Annotated in this window: 27 protein-coding genes and 1 tRNA gene; 15 read left to right on the forward strand and 13 right to left on the reverse strand. The window is 28.7% G+C overall.

Annotated features, from left to right (window positions below):
* The 13 genes from QIA19_RS04405 to QIA19_RS04465 form a co-directional block, all read right to left on the reverse strand.
* Entirely contained in the window at positions 1-1,149 is a 1,149-nt protein-coding gene (locus QIA19_RS04405; protein ID WP_301366080.1) for a two-component system sensor histidine kinase NtrB, read from the reverse strand.
* Complete coding sequence (locus QIA19_RS04410) at positions 1,146-2,192, reverse strand: hypothetical protein (RefSeq protein WP_301366082.1); 1,047 nt, start codon at positions 2,190-2,192, stop codon at positions 1,146-1,148. The genes QIA19_RS04405 and QIA19_RS04410 overlap by 4 nt, the downstream gene beginning before the upstream one ends.
* A 10-nt stretch (positions 2,193-2,202) precedes the next feature.
* A complete protein-coding gene (locus QIA19_RS04415; protein ID WP_008882172.1) occupies positions 2,203-2,691 on the reverse strand; it encodes a CvpA family protein in 489 nt (162 codons plus the stop codon).
* On the reverse strand, positions 2,688-3,779 hold the full coding sequence (gene murG, locus QIA19_RS04420) for an undecaprenyldiphospho-muramoylpentapeptide beta-N-acetylglucosaminyltransferase (protein WP_301366084.1): 1,092 nt from the start codon (positions 3,777-3,779) through the stop codon (positions 2,688-2,690). The genes QIA19_RS04415 and murG overlap by 4 nt, the downstream gene beginning before the upstream one ends.
* 148 nt (positions 3,780-3,927) lie before the next feature.
* On the reverse strand, positions 3,928-4,722 hold the full coding sequence (locus QIA19_RS04425) for a PfkB family carbohydrate kinase (RefSeq protein WP_301366086.1): 795 nt from the start codon (positions 4,720-4,722) through the stop codon (positions 3,928-3,930).
* A complete protein-coding gene (tsaD, locus tag QIA19_RS04430) occupies positions 4,697-5,737 on the reverse strand; it encodes a tRNA (adenosine(37)-N6)-threonylcarbamoyltransferase complex transferase subunit TsaD (protein ID WP_002557356.1) in 1,041 nt (346 codons plus the stop codon). The genes QIA19_RS04425 and tsaD overlap by 26 nt, the downstream gene beginning before the upstream one ends.
* Complete coding sequence (locus QIA19_RS04435; RefSeq protein ID WP_301366087.1) at positions 5,734-6,615, reverse strand: divergent polysaccharide deacetylase family protein; 882 nt, start codon at positions 6,613-6,615, stop codon at positions 5,734-5,736. The genes tsaD and QIA19_RS04435 overlap by 4 nt, the downstream gene beginning before the upstream one ends.
* 50 nt (positions 6,616-6,665) lie before the next feature.
* Positions 6,666-7,466, reverse strand: a complete 801-nt coding sequence (gene rpoS / locus QIA19_RS04440) for an RNA polymerase sigma factor RpoS (RefSeq protein ID WP_002557358.1) — start codon at positions 7,464-7,466, stop codon at positions 6,666-6,668.
* A gap of 153 nt (positions 7,467-7,619) precedes the next feature.
* Entirely contained in the window at positions 7,620-7,946 is a 327-nt protein-coding gene (locus tag QIA19_RS04445; RefSeq protein ID WP_301366088.1) for a rod-binding protein, read from the reverse strand.
* Positions 7,930-8,934, reverse strand: a complete 1,005-nt coding sequence (locus QIA19_RS04450) for a flagellar basal body P-ring protein FlgI (protein ID WP_301366089.1) — start codon at positions 8,932-8,934, stop codon at positions 7,930-7,932. Before QIA19_RS04450 ends, QIA19_RS04445 begins: the two co-directional genes overlap by 17 nt.
* 170 nt (positions 8,935-9,104) lie before the next feature.
* Positions 9,105-9,539, reverse strand: coding sequence for a hypothetical protein (locus tag QIA19_RS04455; RefSeq protein WP_301366091.1), 435 nt, complete (start codon positions 9,537-9,539; stop codon positions 9,105-9,107).
* Between the two features lie 193 nt (positions 9,540-9,732).
* On the reverse strand, positions 9,733-10,530 hold the full coding sequence (gene flgG / locus QIA19_RS04460; RefSeq protein ID WP_301366093.1) for a flagellar basal-body rod protein FlgG: 798 nt from the start codon (positions 10,528-10,530) through the stop codon (positions 9,733-9,735).
* Between the two features lie 12 nt (positions 10,531-10,542).
* A complete protein-coding gene (locus QIA19_RS04465) occupies positions 10,543-11,391 on the reverse strand; it encodes a flagellar hook-basal body protein (RefSeq protein ID WP_301366243.1) in 849 nt (282 codons plus the stop codon).
* Positions 11,392-11,626: 235 nt separating this feature from the next.
* Here QIA19_RS04465 and QIA19_RS04470 point away from each other — a divergent pair, with 235 nt between their 5' ends.
* The 15 genes from QIA19_RS04470 to ftsH all read left to right on the forward strand — a co-directional run bounded on the left by QIA19_RS04470 (position 11,627) and on the right by ftsH (position 21,937).
* The gene (locus tag QIA19_RS04470) at positions 11,627-12,187 is read left to right on the forward strand and encodes a DUF2147 domain-containing protein (protein ID WP_301366094.1); all 561 of its coding nucleotides are present in this window, start codon (positions 11,627-11,629) and stop codon (positions 12,185-12,187) included.
* A 62-nt stretch (positions 12,188-12,249) separates the two neighbouring features.
* Positions 12,250-12,780: an adenine phosphoribosyltransferase gene (locus tag QIA19_RS04475; RefSeq protein WP_008882202.1), complete on the forward strand. Its 531-nt coding sequence runs from the start codon at positions 12,250-12,252 to the stop codon at positions 12,778-12,780.
* 56 nt (positions 12,781-12,836) lie between these two features.
* Positions 12,837-13,148 (forward strand): 50S ribosomal protein L21, encoded by a 312-nt coding sequence (rplU, locus tag QIA19_RS04480; protein ID WP_008882214.1) that lies wholly within the window; start codon positions 12,837-12,839, stop codon positions 13,146-13,148.
* Positions 13,149-13,153: 5 nt separating this feature from the next.
* Positions 13,154-13,474: a ribosomal-processing cysteine protease Prp gene (locus tag QIA19_RS04485; protein WP_002660340.1), complete on the forward strand. Its 321-nt coding sequence runs from the start codon at positions 13,154-13,156 to the stop codon at positions 13,472-13,474.
* Positions 13,474-13,719, forward strand: a complete 246-nt coding sequence (gene rpmA / locus QIA19_RS04490; protein ID WP_002656482.1) for a 50S ribosomal protein L27 — start codon at positions 13,474-13,476, stop codon at positions 13,717-13,719. Before QIA19_RS04485 ends, rpmA begins: the two co-directional genes overlap by 1 nt.
* A gap of 55 nt (positions 13,720-13,774) precedes the next feature.
* On the forward strand, positions 13,775-14,761 hold the full coding sequence (gene obgE, locus QIA19_RS04495) for a GTPase ObgE (RefSeq protein ID WP_301366244.1): 987 nt from the start codon (positions 13,775-13,777) through the stop codon (positions 14,759-14,761).
* A 78-nt stretch (positions 14,762-14,839) separates the two neighbouring features.
* Positions 14,840-15,421: a nicotinate (nicotinamide) nucleotide adenylyltransferase gene (nadD, locus tag QIA19_RS04500; RefSeq protein ID WP_301366098.1), complete on the forward strand. Its 582-nt coding sequence runs from the start codon at positions 14,840-14,842 to the stop codon at positions 15,419-15,421.
* Entirely contained in the window at positions 15,418-16,602 is a 1,185-nt protein-coding gene (locus QIA19_RS04505; RefSeq protein ID WP_301366100.1) for an LCP family protein, read from the forward strand. Before nadD ends, QIA19_RS04505 begins: the two co-directional genes overlap by 4 nt.
* A complete protein-coding gene (gene rsfS, locus QIA19_RS04510) occupies positions 16,577-16,927 on the forward strand; it encodes a ribosome silencing factor (RefSeq protein ID WP_301366103.1) in 351 nt (116 codons plus the stop codon). Before QIA19_RS04505 ends, rsfS begins: the two co-directional genes overlap by 26 nt.
* 199 nt (positions 16,928-17,126) lie before the next feature.
* Positions 17,127-17,420: a DNA-binding protein SpoVG gene (gene spoVG / locus QIA19_RS04515; RefSeq protein ID WP_002557374.1), complete on the forward strand. Its 294-nt coding sequence runs from the start codon at positions 17,127-17,129 to the stop codon at positions 17,418-17,420.
* A gap of 64 nt (positions 17,421-17,484) precedes the next feature.
* Positions 17,485-17,556, forward strand: a tRNA-Gln gene (locus tag QIA19_RS04520).
* 23 nt (positions 17,557-17,579) lie between these two features.
* Positions 17,580-18,128 (forward strand): 50S ribosomal protein L25/general stress protein Ctc, encoded by a 549-nt coding sequence (locus tag QIA19_RS04525; RefSeq protein WP_301366105.1) that lies wholly within the window; start codon positions 17,580-17,582, stop codon positions 18,126-18,128.
* A 4-nt stretch (positions 18,129-18,132) separates the two neighbouring features.
* On the forward strand, positions 18,133-18,699 hold the full coding sequence (gene pth / locus QIA19_RS04530) for an aminoacyl-tRNA hydrolase (RefSeq protein ID WP_008882131.1): 567 nt from the start codon (positions 18,133-18,135) through the stop codon (positions 18,697-18,699).
* Positions 18,699-20,021 carry a tRNA lysidine(34) synthetase TilS gene (gene tilS / locus QIA19_RS04535; RefSeq protein WP_301366107.1) on the forward strand — a complete coding sequence of 441 codons (1,323 nt, stop codon included), beginning with the start codon at positions 18,699-18,701 and terminating at the stop codon, positions 20,019-20,021. Before pth ends, tilS begins: the two co-directional genes overlap by 1 nt.
* Positions 20,018-21,937 (forward strand): ATP-dependent zinc metalloprotease FtsH, encoded by a 1,920-nt coding sequence (gene ftsH / locus QIA19_RS04540; RefSeq protein ID WP_008882151.1) that lies wholly within the window; start codon positions 20,018-20,020, stop codon positions 21,935-21,937. Before tilS ends, ftsH begins: the two co-directional genes overlap by 4 nt.
* Positions 21,938-21,946: the final 9 nt, after the last annotated feature.

Here is a 21,946-nt window from a genome sequence, read left to right on the forward strand (position 1 = left end):
TCAATACCCTTCAATTAAAATATTTTTTTTATTTAGTTTAGGCAGTGTAATTGTAAAAATAGTGCCTTCGCCTTCTTTGCTTTCCACAAAAATTTCACCCCCAAGTTCTTTTATTATTTTATAAGAAATAGTAAGTCCTATTCCACTTCCTTTTTCTTTTGTGCTAAATTGAGGTTTAAATATTTCCTCTTTTACCTCATCTTTTATTCCGTTTCCGTTATCTTTTATGTTGATATGTATTTTATTGTCTTTTTCGAAGAGAAAAATTTCTATTTTTTTTATTTCTTTTTTTGTTTCAAGTAGTGCTTCTTCTGCGTTTTTAACGATGTTTATAATAACTTGTTTTAATAGTTTTTCATCAATGAGAATATTGCTTATTTTGTTTAAATTAAGCAATAGTTTTATGTTTTTATTTTCTAATCCAGGATTTAACAATTCACATACGCTGCCTATTACTTGTTTAATGTCTTTTTCTTGTAAGTTAATTTTTATTGGTCTGACAGTTAGTAAAAATTCTGTTACTATTTTATCTACTCTGTTTATTTCTTCTTTTATTACTTTAAAATAATTTTCAGCTTTACCATTTTTCATTTTTTGTTTTTCAATTTCCTTTTTTAGTAGTTGTAAATTTATATCGATTGCTCCAAGTGGGTTTTTGATTTCATGGGCAATATTTCTTGCATGCCTTGTAAAAGAGGCCAAAGCTTCAACTCTTCTAAATAGTTCCTCTTTCTTTTTTTTCTCTTTAATGTCTTCGATTAAAATAATGTTGCCTTCAAGTTTTTTTTCTTTTACATAGGGCATAAATGAGATTTTAATATATATGCTGTTTGAAATTGGAACTTCTAATCCTATTATTTTATCCTCTGTTCTAACTAGTTCTTTTATTAAATTTATTAAGATTGGAATTTGAATGTCATCAAGAATTTCTATTTTTGATTTAGATGTTAAAGCTAAAATTTGGTATAAAATCTTGTTTGAATAGATTATATTGTTTTGTTTGTCAAGTACAATGATTCCTTCATTAATTGATGCAAATATTCCGTCATATATTTCTATTTTTTTGTAAATTTGTTCAATAAATTTAGTTTTTTGTTCGTTAGATAATTTGTTTAGCTTTGTTAAAGCTTTTTTGAAAAAATTATTCATATCTCCTCATAATTTAGCATCAAGTTTTCTATTATTAATTTTTTATTTTGATTATAGGGGCGATATTTGTAAATATTTTTCAAATGCTCTGTGTACTTTAGATATTGATTAATATCTATTTTGTTTTCTAAAAAATCTTTTCTAATGTTAATTGTAAGTTCGTTTAAAAATATTTTAAAGCTTTGATCATCTTTTATAAAGTCGCCTTCTTCAAGATTAAATATGGATTTTTTTTCTTTTATTATATTTAGAATTTTTGTCAATTCTTTTTTTATTTTTTTGCTTTCTTCTTTGTAAAATGAGGCAAAATATTCTTCAATTGTTATATCTTTATTTATTAGAAAGCTTTCTTTAAATCTTTGAATTTCTAAGCTTCTTTCTAGTTTTGCAAAATTGTAGACTCTAAGTCTTGAAAGTATTGTGTTTGGTATTTTGTTTTTATTTCTTGCTGCCAATATAAAGTAAATATTTGAAGGAGGCTCTTCTAATATTTTTAAAAGTGAGTTGTGGACATTAAATGATAAATTTTCGATTTCGTTTATGTAGATTACCTTTGGTTTTTCTTTTTCAGAAAAAATCCAAGTTTGAATTTTTTTTACATCATAAACAGTAATTCTATGATTTAATTCTTTGTTTATATTTTCTATATTTTTTATAAGCTCATTTTTTATGTTTTCATTGTATTCTTTTTCATAATAAACAGAATTAATGTAGTTGATATTTTTTTCTATTTTTTTTAAATTTTTTTCATTACTGAAATAACATTTGGTAAAAATTACAGTTTTAATATATTCTAGGTATTTGTTTACTATCTTTTGCGAATTTGTAGAAAGATGTGCTTTTGCTTCTACTGTGTCAAGATTTGAGAAAATGAGCAAATTAGGGTTTGTTAAGTTTTTTCCGTTTAATATTTTTTTTGCAATCTCAATTGCGCTAATCTTTTTTGATGAAAATTTTTCTCCTAGTAAAAGGATTGCATTTGGCAGTATTTTTTGATCATATTCGTTTATTATCTCTTTTGCAATTTTTGGAAGCATTGTCATTATTAGTCCCTTATTTTGTTTTTGAAATTTTAAAGAGATAGTTTATTCCAGGATTTAAATAATCAAGTAGTTTGCTTTCTTTTAGGAAATATTCAGGTTTAAATATTTGTTGTGAGTGTATTATGTAAACCACGATTGCAATTATTCCAAAAGCTTCAAGTAGGCCAAGTACTAAGCCTAGTATTCTATTGAAGAATAGTAATTTAAGTTGACTTATTATTGATTCTATTAGGGATTGTAGTATTAAAAATCCTATATGTATAAGCAAAAAAAATACAAGTAGTGCTTGAATGTAGGATAGCTCAATAATAGGTTCAACAAGCCTTCTAAACTCTTCAGTTTTTTTGTAAAGCAGTAGGATTAAAACAAAAACTTCAGCAAATCCGCTAATTTCTTTAATAAATCCTCTTAAAAATCCTCTAAATCCCAAAGATGTAAAAATTATTATTATTAATATGTCTACTATTCCAGTTATTTTTACAGGATCGTTTATTATCATTTAGATTTTGTCTCCTTAATATCTTTTATTAGCAATTTGGCTATTAAAGTTGAAGAATGTTTATTATTGAATTTTTTGATATTTTCTTTGAGAGAGTTGATTTTTTCTCTATCTTCTAAAGTTTTTTTTATAATTTTTAAAATATTTATATTTAAAATTTCATCTTCATCTATATAAATGCAGGCATTTTGATTTGTTAGTAATTTTGCATTTTTAATTTGATCTCCTCTAGAGCCTTTTTTGAATGGAATCAAAATTGCACATGCACCAGCATTTGCAAATTCCTTTATTGCTCCAGCCCCAGCTCTGCTTATTATTATATTAGAAAATTTAACTATACTTGCCATTTCTTCTGCGTTAAAAAATTGCCTTCTAAGGTAATTCTTTTCGCTCAGGTCATTTAAATTTTTCCCCGATTGATGGATGAAGTAGATTTCAGCATCCTTTTTAATGCAGAGTGCAAGGTTGTTTAAAGCATTAGCGCCAAGAGATCCCCCAAGTATGCTAATAATTGGTTTGCTAGTGTTTTGCGTCAACTGTTTGATTATTTTGGGATCTGGATTTAAAAATTCTCTTCTTATAGGAGATCCTGTGTAAATAATATTTTTGTAATTTTTGAAGTATTTTTCACTTTCTTTAAAGCTTATGTGTATTTTATTTGCGAATTTAGAGTTAATTTTTGTTGCAAGTCCAGGATCTAGATCCATTTCATGGGTTATACTTTTTATTTTTAGCAAACTGGATGCAATAATTGCAGGAGTTGAAACAAATCCTCCGGTTGCATAGACAATCTGAGGTTTATGTTTTTTTAAAACGTAAAAGCTTTTTATTATTCCAAGTATTACTTTGAAAAAGTCAATAAAATTTTCAAAAGAAAAATAGCGTCTAAGTTTTCCGCATGGAATCGAAATAAATTTAATATTATCTTTTTCTTTTATTAGTTTTTCTTCTATAGAATTTTTTTTACCTATCCAAAAAAATTCAATTTCATTATCAAATTCTTTTAATTTTTGTATGATGGAAATTCCTGGAAATACGTGGCCTCCAGTTCCTCCCCCTGTAAAAAATATTATTTTTTTATTTGACATATTTTTATTTACTCATGAAAACAATAAAGCATTTACTTTGTAATAAATTTTTTCACATTTTATTTTAATAATATATTGCAATATCAGTATTTCCTTTGTACCAATAAATTGATTCAATCTTAAAAATTGAATTTAATAGAATTTAAATTCAAAATCTATTTTTTAAGAAATTTTCAATCCGAACCCCCTCTTTTTTTGAAACATTTTCTTTAATTGACTCTTTTATTATTAGGTGAATAGCCTTTGTTGTTTTTTCTAAGGCTTGCTCTGTTTCAAATTTTTCCAAATATCCTATAAGTAAGCTAGTAAATAAATCTCCTGTTCCACTGAAATTTTGTTTTAATCCTTCTAAAAAAAACTCCGAGTATTCTTTGTTTTTAGGATTGTAGCAAATGTTTCCCAAGAGATTTCCTCTTTTAACGCTTGTAACAACTACTGTCGCTTTTGTATCAAGATTTAATATTGCTTTTATGATATCATCTTTGTTGTTAAGTTGTGGGCTTTTGCTTAGCATTTCAAGCTCTGTGATATTGGGTGTTATTATGTTTGCGCACTTTATTATTTTTCTAAATCCGCTAATTATTTTATTATCAAATATAGGGTAAATTTCTCCATTGTCAGCAAACACAGGGTCAATTACAATTTTTTCAAATTTTATTAATTTAATTATTTTCTCTATTGTTATTTGTTGTTTTTCGCTTCCCAGAAATCCGGTATAGAGTATGTCAAAGTGCTCATTTTGTTCTTTCCATATATTGATAAATTTTTCTAAATGATCGGTTAGATCCACTATTTCAAATTTTTTATAAGCTGTGGAAGCAGAAAGGACAGCTGTCACAAAAGGACAAACTTGCATATTAAACGAAGATATTACTGGTATGCATATTGTAAGAGATGTTCTTCCCATGCTTGAAATATCATGCATTGCTAAAATTCTTTTCATTATTTTTCCCCCTATACTGGTTTTTATAATTTTCTATTCTTGAATTTGCATCAATTTCAATTGGACTTTCTCCATATTTTAAATACATATTAAATCCAAGTCCCGCAATCATTGCTCCATTGTCTGTGCAAAGGTCAAGAGGAGGGTAGTAAGTTTGTATTTTAAGCTTATCTATTTTTTCTCTTAAATATAAATTGCTTGCAACACCGCCTGCTATTACCAATTTGTTGATTTGAGTATCTTTTATTGCCCTTTTTAGTGGGGTGATTAGATTTTCAAAGGCAGCTTTTTGGAAGCTTGCAGCTATATTATTTTTTGTTGTTGGATTATCTTTGCTTTTGAATTTTTCGAGTTGGTGTATGCAAGCTGTTTTTAGTCCAGAGTATGAAAAATCATACCAGTTTTCTTTTTTTTTAAAGGTGGTAACTGGAAATTGAAATGTATTTTCATCTCCATTTTTAGATATTTGTTCGATGTTTGGACCTCCCGGAAATCCCATATCATAATGTTTTGCCACTTTATCAAAAGCTTCTCCACAAGCATCATCTAGAGTTCTTCCAAGTATTTCAACATCATCGAAATTTTTTTGTTTAGCAATCAATGTATGTCCACCACTTAATAATAATGATATAAATGGATATTCTATTTTTGAGTGCATTAAAGGGGCGTAAAGATGACCCAAGATGTGATCAATGCAAATAATAGGCTTTTTTAATGAAATTGCTAGACCTTTGGCAAAGTTTAATCCAACTATTAAAGACCCAATAAGTCCAGGTCTAGATGTTACAGCTATTAAGTCAATTTCAGATATTTTAGTATTTGCCTTTTTGAGCGCTTTTATGCAAACAGACATAATAGCTTCCGTATGAAGTCTTGAGGCAATCTCAGGCACTATGCCGTAATATTTTTTGTGTTCGGTTTGATTTAATTTTATATTGCTTAAAATATGAATTCCATTTTCTACTACAGCTACACAACAGTCGTCACAAGAGGTTTCTATTCCAAGCACTTTCATCTGATTGTTTCCTCGTAAAGATTTAATAAGTTGTCGAATTCGAATTCCTGGTTTAAATCAGGTCCTTCTTTTTTAAGGACTTTTAGCGTATTTTTAGACCAAATGTGTCCTATTACTTTTACCATTCCATTTTTTCTAGCAATATTTTTTGCTTTTTCAAGCTCCTTGATTACGGACTCTTCTGTGTCTTTGCTATCAAGAAATACGTCTCTTTTTTCTACTTTAACTCCAATTTCTTTGCCTATTATTTCTGGTACGCTTCCTGCAATAGTTACGCTGTCGAAAAAATATCTGTCAATCTCTTTAAGCTTTTCTAAAATGATTTTCATAAAATCTTTATTTGAAGTGATTAAACTTCCCATATGGTTATTCATTATTTTTGCATCAGGATACTTTTTAAATGCTTTTTCGATTTTTTTGTGTATTTCTTCTTTTTTATCTTTTATGTTTATATGAAATTTTTCTATTGAATTTCTATGTTTTGATTGCATTGGGAAATGTATTATTACTGTTTTGTTAGCATTTTTTAGTTTTTTGTATAAACTCATTGATTTTGGTAAAAATGGAATAATAGCATAATTTATTTTAAGATTAAGTTTTATAAATTGTTCTAACATAAATTCATCATAACCCACGTCGTCAATGATTAAGTAAAACTTAGGTTTGCTTTTGGCTTTTTTGTCCTCATTGTTGTTTTTTGTTATTAAGCTTTCTTTTTGTGTTTTTTTAAACCTATTTTTAAGTGGGGCATTTGCAATTTTTGAATTGTCATTAAAATATAAAAAACTTGCAAATGCCTGAGTTATTGCAATAACAATAGAAATTATAATAAAAATTACAATAATAAACTTGTTTTTTTTAATATAAAATACAAACATTCATGACCACTGACTTACAAGTAGACCAGAACATGTCATGAATGTCAATGTTAATTTATTTCTTCTTTTAATTTTTTAAGAACTCTTTTTTCAATCTGTCTTACAGTTTCTGATGATATTCCAAGTTCTGTTGAAATATCTTTTAAGGTGCTTTTTTTGGGACTATTGTCCAGGTTATATCTTTTTTTAATTATGTATCTTTCCTTTTCATTTAATTTTGTTTCAAGTATATAATTCAAATGTTTTAGAGTTGAATCTTGTTCAAGGGTAATTTCAGGGTTAAAAGAATTATCCTCGTATAGATTCAAGAGCGTTGAATTTTCAGATCCCTCTATTTCTTTGTCCAGGGAATATTCTTTTTCAAGATAGGGAATAATTTTTATATACTGAGCGGGGGATAGGTTGAATCTTTTCATTATTTCTTCTTTTTTGGGCGATTTTTCTTCTTCTGTTAAATATTTATTTATTTGTAGTATTAGATTTTCTTTTCTGTATGGGACTTTTACTAATCTGGTTTTAGTGTTTAATGCTCTTTGTAGTGATTGCTTAATCCAAAATGATGCATAAGTTGAAAATTTAGTATTTTTATTTGGGTCATATTTTTCAGCAGCCCTTATTAATCCCAAGTTGCCTTCTTGAATTAAGTCTTCAATTTTTAGCCCTTTGCCCGCATATCTTTTTATTATTTTTAAAACAAGTCGCAAATTTGCATTTATCATCTTGTTTTTTGCTTTTGCATTGCCTCTTTGTATTTGTCCTGCAAGTTTAATTTCTTCTTCGTGAGTAATTAGCTTGTGCTCTCTTACTGATTTTAAATATATGTTTAAATCCTCATTACTAAATATGTTCATAGTTATTATATTTTCTCCCCTTTTTTGAATATTGTGATTAAGTTTTTACTACTTAACTTTCATGCAAAAATTGTGCCAATTTAATTTAAAACCATTTTTTAATTAAATTGGATATAATTTTGAGTTTTTAGGTGGGAGTGTTTTTCGAATTATTTACTTTTTTTGTAATTGATTGTAAATTAAATCGGCAAGGCCAAAGCTTTGAGCTTGTGCCATTTGTTTTGCTCTTTGTTCGCAAAGCATGTCTTCAAAAATTTCTTCTACTTGGCCTCCGTTTAACAAATTTTGATCTTTGTTAAGAGTTTTTTTCATGCTTTCAAGCATTTGCTTGATAAAAATAGCCTCAAATTCTAAAGAAGCTTTTCGAAGCTCTTCGTTTTTTTGAAAGGATTTTTTTATTTCTACAGAATTTTTAAAATTATTTATTTTATTTATTTGATTTTTAAATTTTAGATTTTGTGAATTAATTTTGGTTTCCATCAATTTCCTCCAAGATAAGTTCCCCATTTAATTTATTAATTTTTTGCGCAGCTTGAATTATTTGAATTAATTCTTTATTGCTAAGATTGTTGGAATTTTTTAATATAAATTCATTTAATTTCATTGAGTTTATTTGAATTGTTGTTTTATTATTTTTACTTAAAATGTTTTGATTGTCTTTTTCAATGGAAAATGTAAAAGCTCCTATTTTTGCATTTTCACTTGCTAAAATAATGCCATTTTTTTTGTCTATTAATATCTTAGGGTTGGTTTCTATTTTAATATTTTCAATCTCTTCTAATAGGCTTATGTTTTTTTCTTCTATTTCTATTGTGCTGTCTGATTTAATTTTGTTGTTGATTTTTTTAGAGGTCAATATTTTATGAATTCTATTTATTAATGTATAATTTCCTTTTTTAAGAATTATATTATAACTGTGGTTAATATTTTGATTCTCATTTATTATTACACTATCTAGAGTATCTCCAGATTCTTTTAATTTATTATTGGGCTGTATAATTCCTGATGCAATTGCTATTATTTTTCCCTCTTTATTTTTAAGATTTGTTTTTAAAAGTATTCCATTTTTTAAATCTTTTGAGCCCAGCATTGATGCAACGCAAGCTTTATGTTTTGAACCTTTGATTGTATTACCTTTTGCTTGGAGGCTGACATTTACTAGTGCAATATTTTTACTTTCTATGTTATTAGAGCCTATTTCATTTATTATATTGTTTTCTTTCAAAATTTTAATTATAAGGCCTTTTTGTTTTATAGAGTCTCCTTTTCCAGCAAGTCCCGCTACTATTCCAATACCTGTTAAAAAAATTGTATTTGTGGGATAAATATCCGCAATTTCTTTTAATTTTACGCTTTCAGACAGGCTATTGTTAAATGATTGATCTGTTTTTAGTCCTGTTGAATCTTTGTTTGTTTGGGCTAGTAGACTCGTTGCAAATGTAATTAACATCAACATTAGTTTGTTCATTCTTTACCCTATTTATTGTATTTCTTTAATATCTATTATTTTATATCAATTATTGCAATTAATGAAACTTTTTTTGTCAAATTACTAATTAATCCTTGATTTGTTAAATATTATCTGTATTAAGGCAGATTAAAATAATAATTTTTAGAAAAGGAAGATAAAATTAGGCATTATTCTTTTTGCACTTTATTTAATCTTATCTCTTCATTTTTGATTGTGTTGTGTATAACTTTGTATTTACTATTGTTTAATTCATTTAGACTTAAAACATCATTTATTCTTGTTGTGTTAATTTTGTATTTAAAGTATGTATTGTGCTCATTAAGGATTTCATTTTTTTTTAGATTTTCTTTTGCAAATACAATTGGCTCGATTACATCAATGTACATATTAATGTAATTATGTCTTTTGTAGCTTTCAAAGTTTTTTGCATAATAAACAAGAGTTTTTTCAATTGGAATATTTTTGTATGAGTTGTTGCTTTTTACCTTAAATTTTACTTTTTTGAAAAATTTATCTTCTATGTTTATTTCAGATTCATCAAAGTTAAATTGAAGTATATAGATATTTTCATTTGATAAATTTTTTGTAATGTAATAAATCATTTCAAAAATTATTGATTTTTTTGTTAAATGTGGGGGGATATATATTTTTGATAAGCTTTGATTGTTACATATTTTTGAATACTTCTTTGAAAAGAAATATGTTTTACTGGGAGCAATGTTGAAACATAAATCATGAGAAGCGCTTATAATTGAGCTTGTTGTGAAAAATAAAATAAATAATCTTTTTTTTATTTTATTGCCTTTTTAAGTTATTTGCAATTCCTAACATATTGTCAGAAGTTTGAATAGCTTTTGAGTTTATTTCATAAGCTCTTTGAGCTACTATCATTGTTACCATTTCTTCAGCAATAGATACATTTGACATTTCAAGTATGCCTTGTCTTAGTCTTCCCATGCCTTCACTTCCTGGTATTCCTGCTATTTCTTGACCTGATCCAGCTGTTTCTTTAAATAAATTGCTTCCAATGGCACTTAGTCCTGCAGGATTGACAAATCTTGATATTTCAATTTGCCCAAGCTCTATTGGTTCGTTGTTGTTATCAATTTTTACTGATACTATTCCCTCTTCAGATATTGTAATTGAGTTTTGGATATATTCTTCTGGGAAGAATATATTAGGCAATACTTTGTATCCTTGGCTTGTTACAAGCTCTCGATTAGAATCGATTTTAAATGACCCATCTCTAGTATATGCATAAGTTCCATCAGGTAGAAGAATTTTGTAAAATCCATCTCCTTCAATGGCAACGTCAGTGAGTAAATTTGTGGATTGCATTTTTCCTTGTTCAAATATTCTCTGGGTGGCAGCAATTTTTGTTCCGTGGCCAACCTGATTTCCAAGTGGTCTTAAAGTATTTTCAGTTGCAGGGGTTCCTGCTCTGTTATGGGTTTGATAAATTAGATCCTCAAATTCTGCTCTTATTTTTTTAAATCCTGTAGTATTTACATTTGAAAGGTTATTAGCAATTGTATCTACATTGTATTGTTGTGCAGTCATTCCACTTGCTGCTGTCCATAATGCTCTCATCATAAAATATGCTCCTTAATATTTTCCAATTTCATTTATTAATTTTCCCAATAGACTGTCTTCAGTCTGTATTGTTTTTTGATTAGCTTCATAAGCTCTATTAATTTCAATCATTAAAACCATTTCTTTAACAGCATTAATATTAGAAGCCTCAAGTGTTTCTGTTTCTATTTTAGGCCTTAATGATACATCAATTTCTTGTGCTTTGCCAGATGTTTTTGTGTCGATCCATAAAGAATTTCCCTGTTTTTTGAGAAATCTGGGATTTTCAAAATTTACAATTCTAATGGTATCAAGCAGTTCATAATTTTCCCAAGAATTTTCATACTCACTAACAAGTCTTTTGGGGGCTGATTCAAAGTTTGAATTGTGAAAGATTTGTCCTTGAGGCATTATTTTAAAATTATTTTTTTTAAGATATATGTATCCTTTTTCTCCTAGGACGGGAAATCCGCTTTTTGTAACAAGGATTCCTTCTTTTCCAATAGTAAAAGAACCGTTTCTTGTATATCTTTCTCCATCTGAAGTTTGTATTACAAAAAATCCTTGATCGGTGAGTGCTAAATCTAATGGATTGCCAGTAGTTTTTAATGGGCCTTGTTCAAATACTGTGTATATCTCATTTTCTTCAACCCCTGTTCCTAGTTTGCCTACAACCGGAGCTGTTTCAAGATGTCCTTTGGGAAATTTATAAAGACCATCATCATTTAGTCTTCTTATTAGCATTTCTGGAAATGCTTTTTGAATAGACAAATCTTTTTTGTATCCAATAAGATCTATGTTTGCTAAATTATTTGAGACTGTATCAAGCTTGCGCCTTTCTGCCATCATTCCGCTGGCAGCTGTATAAATTCCTCTTACCACGGTTAAATCCTTAAAGACAATCAACTTTATTAATATTAGCATTAATTGTCCCATATAACAATTAATTGACCTGTTGTGTTTTTGCTTAATTTTATATTTTTTTGTCTAGGTTTTTATCTTAATAATTAAAATTATAAAATAAGTTGTATAATGATGTTTGTGGCTAATTTTTAAATTAGCCGCCCTAAATGAGTAATTTAAAAAAAGAGCTATAATTTAGTTTTAAGGAGGATTGATGACTAGAGTTTTTTCAAAGTTTTTTCTTTTTTTTTGTTTTTCAATGCTTTTATTTGCAAATTCAGAAGATTCAAATGAAAAGGATATTGCCAATAAGGATAAAAACCTTGGTTTTGAAAATGAAGTTTTAGGATATTGGGTTGGTTATAATGATGTAAGTAACACAAAGAATTCTATTATATATATTTATAAATATAATGGAGAAGTTTATGGCCGAATTTTAACTATAATAAAAGATGGCAAAAAGTATGATGCTAAAAATCCTTCAGGAGATACTGTAGTTGGTTTTGAAAATCTTGCAATAGAGGGTCTTGATTTTATGTGGGGTCTTAAGTATTCTTCTTCTTCTAAAAAGTGGGATAGGGGCAAAATAATAGATCCTAAAAACGGTAAAATTTATAATTCTGAGATGCGTGTTGATAGTAAAACTGGAAATCTTATTACCAAGGGGAAAGTTTGGATTTTTGGCAGAAGCAAAATTTGGACAAGAGCCAAAGATGATGAAATACCAAAATTAGATTTGCATAATCTTGTTCCAGCGCCCCCTGTGAAAAAATAAATTTGGCTTTTGGTCTTGCTATTTTGAAAAATATATAAATATATAGATGGGATAAGTAGGTTATGAAAAATAAGACAGAGTATTATGATCAGTTTATTTCAAAAATACCCGATTTTCCTAAAAAGGGTGTTCTTTTTTATGATATTACTAGCGTTTTGCTAAAACCCGAAGTTTATAGTTCATTAATAAATGAGGTATATTCTTTTTATAATTTTAAAAAGATTGATTGCATCGCAGTTGTTGAATCTAGGGGATATTTAATAGGTGCTCCTTTGTCTTTAAAGATGCAGCTACCTCTTGTTTTAATTCGAAAAGAGGGTAAATTGCCTAGAGAGGTTTTTAGTGAAGAGTATGAGCTTGAATATGGTTTTGGGAGGATAGAGGTGCACAAAGACGACGTTAGGACGTATTCCAATATTCTTTTAATAGATGACATATTAGCTACCGGGGGAACTTTAAAGTCGTCTGCAATTTTGCTAGAGAGAGCCGGGGGCAAGGTTAAGGATATTTTTTGTTTTATTGAGCTTTGTGCTATTAATGGTAGACAAAGTCTTGAAAGTTATGAAGTCAATTCCCTTGTAAGGTATAATTAATTTAATGCTTGACTTTTCTTTTTTATTAAATTTACAATGTTTAGTTGAGGTAATATATGTATGCACTGGTAGAAATAAATGGCAAGCAATATAAGGCTATTGAGGGTGAATTTTTAAAAATAGACAAAATTTCTCCTATTGAAAAAGATAAGTTGGAATTTAATAGTGTTTTGCTTATTAATAAAGACGGAGAGGTTAAAATAGGAAAGCCTTATGTTGTAAATTCTCTTATTAGATGTACCTATAAAGAAGATAAAAAAGATAAAAAGGTTATTTCTTACAGATACAGAAGAAGAAAATCAAGTGAGAGAAAAGTTGGGCACAGACAAACCTATTCTTATATTTTGGTTGATGAAATAGTTTTTTAAGTATATTGATTAATGTTTTGGTAAAAGTAAAAGACGATGTAATAATTTATCTTTTAGCCAATGGTCATGCTATAAGTAAGAATAATGTTAACGTTGTCTGTTCTTCTTTTTCTTTTATTTTGAGAACCTTTTTTAGTGTTCTTGATCTTGAGGGTGAGGCTTTTGTTGTGAAAAATTCAAAAAGAGGTTATTTAGAATTTAAGCCCTTTTTTAAGGATTTGAACAAAGAAAGTCTTTTTTACTATAGTAGGTTTTTAATTAGAGGCATAAATGATTTGTGCTTTGAGTATCCTAATGATATTAAATTAGTTTTGGAGGAAAATTAATGGCAACAAGTAAAAGTGGTGGTAGTTCAAAAAATGGACGAGATTCTATATCCAAGCGACTTGGAGTTAAAAGAAGTGGTGGTCAGTTTGTTAAAGCTGGAGAGATAATTGTTAGACAAAGAGGTACAAAGTTTCATAAAGGTAAAAACGTTGGTCTTGGAAGAGATTATACAATATTTGCGCTTTCATCTGGTAAGGTAGAGTTTAAAACTTTAAAGGGACGAAAATATGTAAGTATTGTTTAGTTTTAATTGAAAAGATTGGAGATTTTTGGTTTTAATTGAAAAGATTGGAGAAAGTTTGTATAGCTTTAAGGACTCTGTAAATATAACGGTAGTTTCGGGCAATGGTGGTTCTGGGTGTGTTTCTTTTTTAAGAGAAAAGTTTAATGCAAAAGGCGGTCCAGATGGCGGAAATGGTGGGAGTGGTGGGAGTGTAATTTTCAAGGTGAGAGAAAATCTTAGCACTTTATCTTTTTATAAAAATGGTCATGTGCTTTGTGCCGAAAATGGTAAACCTGGAATGGGTTTTAAAAGAAGTGGTGCTAATGGTAAAGATTTAACTCTTTTTGTTCCTCCAAATACAGAAGTTTATAATGAAAATGATGGAACTCTTTTGTATAGGCTTAAAAATTTAAATGACGAATTTGTTGTTTTAAAAGGTGGCAGAGGGGGTCTTGGTAATTTGAATTTTAAAACTTCAGTTAGAAGGGCTCCAAGGTTTGCTCAACCTGGAGAATCGGGTAATAGTTTGAGCGTGCGTCTTGAACTTTTTTTGGTGGCAGATATTGGGCTTGTTGGTTTACCTAATGCTGGTAAATCTTCTCTTCTTAATAGGATAACTTCGGCAAAATCTAGGGTCGCAAATTATCCTTTTACAACAAAAATTCCTCATCTTGGTATGCTCAGGCGTTCTTATGATGATTTGATTATTGCAGATATTCCTGGAATAATTAAAGGCGCTAGTTTTGGAGTAGGGCTTGGGACTAAATTTTTAAAGCATATTGCTAAAACTAAAATTTTAGCTTTGGTTATTGATGTTTCTGAAGCAAATTTTTTGGAATCATATAACATTCTTTTAAATGAATTAAAATCTTATAGCCATAAGCTTTTTAATAAAAAAAAAATTATTATTGCCAACAAGCTTGATTTGGACGGTTCTAAGAAAAATTTTGATTGCCTGATAAAAGCCTTAGGAAAAGAAAAGGTTATTGGCATCTCTATTTATGAGAATAGAGGAATTGATGAGCTTATTAAAGAATTTTTTATTTTGGCTAAAACTTTTTAATAAAATTGATTTTTATTCTGGGCTTTTTATTTTTAAGACTTGGTTTTTGGATGTCAGACTTGATTTAGGAAAAAAATTGTGAGAATTGCAATATTAGGGGGCACTTATAATCCAGTTCATATTGGACATATTTTTTTGGCCAAAGAAATAGAGTATTTATTAAATATTGATAGAGTAATATTTATTCCTACTTGCAATCCAGCTCATAAATTGATTGATGAGGATGTTAGTGTTAACAATAGAATAGATATGCTCAAGCTTGCATTAGAGAATGAAGATAAAATGTTCATAGATGATTGCGACATAATAAATGGTGGTATAACTTATACTGTTGATACTATTTCTTGTGTTAAAAAAAAATACAAAAACGATAAACTTTTTTTAGTTATTGGTGATGATCTTTTTCAAAATTTTGATTCATGGAAAGATCCTCAAAGCATTGTAAGCTCTGTTGAACTTGTTATTGCTCACAGAATCTACAAAGAGAGGCTTAAAAGTTCTTTTAAGCATATTTATATAGATAATAAAATAATACCGATTTCCTCATCAGAGATTAGAAATAGAATTGCAAATGGATTGCCTGTCAGCTATTTATTGCCTTTTGGTGTGTTAAAATACATTAAAGATAATAATTTTTATGTTAAAAAGGTAAATATTTGAGAAAGGATTTAATTTTTTTATTTTTAATTGTTCTGATAATAGCAAGTGCAGTAATTTTTTTTATTAGAAGTTCGAAAAAAGAGCTGGTTTACTTCGAGCTTAATACAAAGAGTAATATTAGTTTTTTGTTTATAATAGAAGATCTTAACAAAAACCTTGTAAGTATGCAAGAAATTTTTATTAATATGAAAACAGGAAATATTGGTTTTTTTGATATTCCAATTCATACTGGATATGAAGATTTAAAAGGGAATATATCTTGGTTTAAAGATCTTTATAAAAAAAATTCTTTTAATAAATTTTTATCTAAAATTTATACACAATTATCTCATGAATCAGATTATTATATTCGTTTTCAAAAAGAAAATTTTGTTAGACTTATTGATTACTTAGGGGGAGTTAGACTTCTTGTTAAAACCCCGGTAAAAGTTTATAGTTTCGAGGATTCTATTTTAATACCCTCTGGCACTTCTAATTTTGATGGTGATAAGGCGTATGATTATTTGAGATATTTTAATGATGTTAATCAGTTTGAAGAGAGAGTTGAATTTTTTAAAGAGTTTTTTAAAAGACTTCTTTTTCAAATTTCAGATTTTGGCATCGAAAATGACAATTTTTTTAAAATATATTCCATGTTAGATACTAACCTTTCAGAGGTTGTTTTTAAGTATATTGTTAAAAATTATAAAATAAATAATGATAAAATTATTTCTATTAATATTAAAGGACAAGAAGAGATTTTTAAGGATAATGATAATAATTTGATAAAGGTGGTTTTTCCTTATTATGGGGGTGCTATTTTAAAAGAATCGGTGGATAAATTAAACAAAGAGTTGGTTAATGAAGGCGCAGAAGAGATAGTAAAGATTGTTGTTTTAAATGGAACAAAAGTTGTTGGGCTTGCAAAAAAAACAGCAAATATTTTTAATTCTTTAAAATTTAAAGTTTTAAAATTTGGTAATGCAGATAAAAATTCTTATAAAAATACCCTGATTATAAATAATTCGGATAATTTAGAAATGGCTGTTAGGGTTGGAGAGGTGATTAAAACTTCAAATATTAAGCCAATTTCTGAGGTTCAAACTAAAAGATTGTTAGAGCTTGATAATCTTGATATTAATCCTGATGTAATAGTTATTTTAGGAGATGATTTTGATGGAAGATATGTTAAAAGTAAATGATATTAATGATTTATGCAAAATAATAAGTGATTTTAATGGAATTAATGTTATAGGCATTAATGTTAGCGATATTTGTAATTGGACTGATTTTTTTATAATAGCTACTTTTGTATCATTTAAGCAAATGGAAGCTTTATATCTTGATAAGATAATTAAATTTTTTAAAGAAAAAAAAATTAATATTAATGTTCAAGGAAAAGGGTTGGTTTATGACTGGACTATTGTTTCTGGTGCAAATTTGGTAATTCATTTAATGAGTGAAAAATCTAGGGAATACTATGAGCTTGAAAAAATATGGTCCAAGGGAATCATTATTTATCCTTAATTACTTAGTTTAATTAAAATTAATTAAAAAAACTAAAAATATCATAAAAACATATGGTCCAAAGGAATCATTATTTATCCTTAATTACTTAGTTTAATTAAAATTAATTAAAAAAACTAAAAATATCATAAAAACATGTTTACAAAAAATAGAAAATATTTTAGATTTAAGTTATGTACTTTTTGCGGGAGGCTTATAAGTGGATATTACAGACATAAGGATTAAGAAAGTTGATAGTAAAAATTCTGGTTCTAAATTATTAGCATATGTTGCAGTTACTTTTGATAACTGTTTGGTTCTTCATAATATTAGAGTTATTAAAGGGCAAAAGGGAGTATTTATTGCTATGCCTAACAGAAGAACTAGAGTCGGTGAATATAAAGACATTGTACATCCTATTAGTCAGGATTTTAGAAAAGCTTTGCAAACTTCTATTTTTAAGGAATATATAAGAGAAAATCCAGCCGATCTTGAACTTGAATTAGATTTTTAGATAATTGTTGACAAAGCTCGTTGTATCTTGTATGCTTGTCAATTGTAAGTATTAATAAGGTATTTGGGACGTCGACAAGTGGTAAGTCAACTGGTTTTGGTCCAGTCATTCGAGGGTTCGAATCCTTCCGTCCCAGTATTTTACATTAGGAGTTTTTTAGTGGAAAATAGCAGGGTTTTAAGTTGCCAATATAGATCAAGCTTTGGATCTTCTAATGCTCGCAGAATAAGAGCTAAGTCTGAAATACCAGCTGTTGTTTACGGGCAAGGCAATGATGTTTCACACTTGAGAATTAAGAGTAGTGAGTTTAATAAGAAATTTGCAAAATTTACGGATAATACTGTCTTAATATTAGATGATGGCAAGCTTGAAAGATGTGTTTTTGTTAAAGATGTTGCAGAAAATATTGCCAGCAAGCTCATTTATCATATTGATTTTTACGAAGTAGATAGGAATGTTGAGCTTGAAAAATATGTTCCTATTAAACTTATTGGAGCTTCTGTTGGGGTTAAAGAGGGTGGAATTTTGACTGTTTTAAAAGAGCAGGTTAAGGTAAGGTCTTTGCCCTTGGATTTGCCAGAATTCATAGAGCTTGATTTAACTCCTGTTAATAAAGGAGATGGCGTTCTTCTTAAAGATCTTGTGTTGCCTTCTAATGTTAGGCTTGCAGAAAATGACAAGAATTTGGAAGTTGTTATTATAAAGTGATTTTATGGGGTTGTTGATACTTGGATTAGGAAACCCTGGATTAGAATTTTCTTTAACTAGGCATAATGTTGGTTTTTCTCTTTTGGATAAAATTGTTTCTAAAAACGGCCTTTTTTTAAAAAGAAAAAAAAAATATGAATATTCAGAATTAAAAATGATTTCCGGAAGAGTAATTTTGGTTAAGCCATTGACCTATATGAATCTAAGTGGATCTTTATTTCCTTCAATATTTTCAGATTTTTATATGTGTATAAAGAATTTATTAGTGGTTCTTGATAATGTTGATCTTCCCTTGGGAAAATGCAGGCTTAAAGAGCGAGGTGGTGTGTCTACTCATAATGGTCTTAGATCGATTTCAAGTGTTCTTGGAAGCTCTAACTATAGTAGACTTTATATTGGGGTTGGAAGCAATCTTATGTGTGATATAAAGAGTTTTGTTCTTTCTAGATTTTGCAAGGATGAAATGGATAGGCTTGAAAAATTGTATGATTTTTTAAGCGATGAGCTGATTGATATTAGCGAAGCAAATTTTAAAAATAAGGTTCAAAAAATTAATTCTAGTAATTTTTAATGCATTTTTTAGACGAAAATATACAAATTAAAATAGATAAATTTTATAAAAAAAATTCTTTAGATAAAAATCGGGTTATTGTTGCTTTTTCTGGTGGGGCTGATTCTACGGCTTTATTGTTGAATTTAAAATATTACCTGAGCAATAATGTTATTGCATTTTATTTTGCCCATTTTATTAGATCTGATAATGAGCAAAATCAAGAGATAGAGCATGTAAAGGGGTTTTGCGATCTTTACAATATTGCTTTACAAATTAAAAAATGTGATATAGATATAAAAAGTGAATCAGCTAGGTTAGGAGTATCTATTGAGGAGCTTGCAAGGAAATTTAGATATATTGCTTTAGAAAATGCTCTTAAAGAAAATGGCGCAAATTATATTGCCCTTGCTCATAACGAAAACGATCAAATTGAAACAATAATTATGAGATTTTTTCAAGGATCTTTTTTGGATGGTCTTTCAGGTATTCCTGGTGTCAATAGAAACATTATAAGGCCTTTGCTTGAGGTTTCAAGACTAGAAATTGAAAATTTTTTATCTTTGAATAATATTGGGTTTTTTGTTGATAGTACAAATGCTCAAAATTTATATCTAAGAAATAGGGTTAGAAATAATTTACTACCCGCTATAAAAAAGGTTTTTAAAGGGTATGAAAAATGTCTTAAAAGAATATCTGAATTTTCAAGGGAATTTGCGGATTATTTTGAAAAAGATGAATTTTTTCCTGTTGAGAAAGGTAAATATTATTATTCTTTTGATCTGAAAACTTTCTTAGATTTTCCTAAGTATTTGGTATTTAGATTGATTTTTAAAATTTTAAATTCAGAAGGAATTACAGCTAAAGTTTCCTATAAAGCTCTTAATGAAGCGTTTAAAGTAGAGATTAATAGGAAAAAAAATAATGTTTTGTTAAAAACCAATGATTTTTTTTTAGAAAAAAGGCATAATAAAATTAATTTAATTTTTAAAAGGGATGAAAAATTTTACAAACCTTTTGATTTTATTTTGGAAGTTGGCAAATGGCATAGTTTATCTTTAGGTAAGATTTTGCTAAAATATTTAGAGTGTAATGCAGCTTCTGTATCAAGATTAAAATGTTGTTCTTATGAGTTTAGGTATAAATTTTTTAAGGATAGATTGAAAGCAAAAAAATTTTTTTCTAAGTTTATAAGGTGTAATCCGGCTTATTTAATGTTGTTAGCATTAGATAACAGATTAATTGGAATTATTGATTTAAATACTTTAAACTTAGTATGGATTGAAAAAAGCATTCTTAAAAAAATTAGTATATCTTTGATTGGAGGGCTTTTAAAGGAATGAATGGCAGTAATAATATGAATAACAATGGAAAATCTAACAACAAAAAGAAGAATAAAAATTGGATTTTAGGACTTGTTGTTGTTTTTCTAATTTCAGCAATATTTATGTCATATTTTATAAGGGGGGGGGAAAGCTATAAAAATGTTCCTTATAGCACTTTTCAGAGTTATTTAGACAATGGTCTAGTTGAGTCTGTAGTAATAATTGATAAAAATTTGATTCAATTTGTTGTCAAGGGTTCTAACTTTGCAAAGTCTTATTTTTCTACCAGTATTCCCTATCTTGATATAAATTTACTTTCAGAACTAAAAAATAAAAAAGTTGAGCTTAGCTCAGGAAAAAGTCAAGCTTCTCTGATTGGGGTTTTATTACAGACTTTGCCATGGATTTTGTTTTTTATTTTCTTTTTCTTTATATTTCGTCAAACTCAAGGTGGTGGTGGGAAGGTTTTTACATTTGGGAAAAGTAATGCTCAAAAGTATGAAGCTGGAAAGAATAAAATCACCTTTAAAGATGTGGCTGGCCAAGAAGAGGTTAAGCAAGAGCTTCGAGAAGTTGTCGAATTTCTTAAAAATCCAAAAAAATTTGAAAAAATAGGTGCAAAAATCCCCAAAGGAGTGCTTTTAGTTGGCTCTCCAGGTACTGGCAAGACTTTGCTTGCCAAAGCCGTTGCCGGTGAGGCTGGGGTTAGTTTTTTTCACATGTCAGGCTCAGATTTTGTTGAAATGTTTGTTGGAGTTGGAGCAAGTCGTGTTAGAGATTTATTTGATAATGCTAGAAAAAATTCTCCATGTATTATTTTTATTGATGAGCTTGATGCTGTTGGTCGAAGTCGTGGTGCGGGGCTTGGCGGCGGTCATGATGAAAGAGAGCAAACTCTTAATCAGCTGTTGGTTGAAATGGATGGATTTGGAACGCATACCAATGTAATTGTTATGGCCGCTACAAATCGTCCCGACGTTCTTGACTCTGCTTTGCTTAGGCCTGGACGATTTGACAGGCAAGTAACAGTTTCTTTGCCTGATATTAAGGAAAGAGAGGCAATATTAAATATCCATTCTTCAAAAACAAAGCTTTCAAAAGATATTAATTTACAAGTAATAGCAAGAGCTACTCCTGGAGCTAGTGGCGCTGATCTTGCAAATTTAATTAATGAAGGAGCCTTAATAGCTGCAAGGAATAATCAAGATGAAATTTTAATGAAGGATATGGAAGAAGCTAGAGATAAAATATTGATGGGGGTTGCAAAAAAATCCATGACTATTACTGATAGGCAAAAGCTTGAGACAGCTTATCATGAGGCAGGTCATGCTTTGCTTCACTATTATCTTGAACATGCTGATCCACTCCACAAGGTTACCATTATTCCAAGGGGTAGGGCACTTGGTGTTGCATTTTCTCTTCCAAGGGAAGATAGACTTTCAATAAACAAACACCAAATTCTTGACAAAATAAAGATATGCTATGGTGGTTATGCTAGCGAGCAAATAAATTTGGGTGTTACAACAGCGGGCGTTCAAAATGATTTAATGCAAGCTACTAGTTTAGCTAAAAAAATGGTTACGGAGTGGGGAATGGGTGAAGAAGTTGGTCCAATATTTTTAGTAGACGATGAAGCACCTATTTTCCTTCCGAAAGAGTTTTCAAAGGCTAAAGCTTATTCTGAGAACACTGCCGATAAAGTTGACAGAGAGGTAAAAAGAATACTTGAAGAATGTTTAAAAGAGGCATCAGATATTCTTTTAAAGCATAAGGATCAACTTGTTAAGCTTGCAAAAGAACTTGTTTTAAAAGAAACTTTGACAGACAAAGAAGTGAGAGAGCTTTTAGGTTTTGAAGCTAATAAGGATGACTACGATTTATTTTCATCAGACTCTACTGCAAAAGAAGTAAAGGAGGAGGATATAAAAGGTTAGGCGAGTGTT

The organism is [Borrelia] finlandensis, from assembly GCF_030438365.2.
In the GTDB taxonomy this organism is placed as follows: domain Bacteria; phylum Spirochaetota; class Spirochaetia; order Borreliales; family Borreliaceae; genus Borreliella; species Borreliella finlandensis.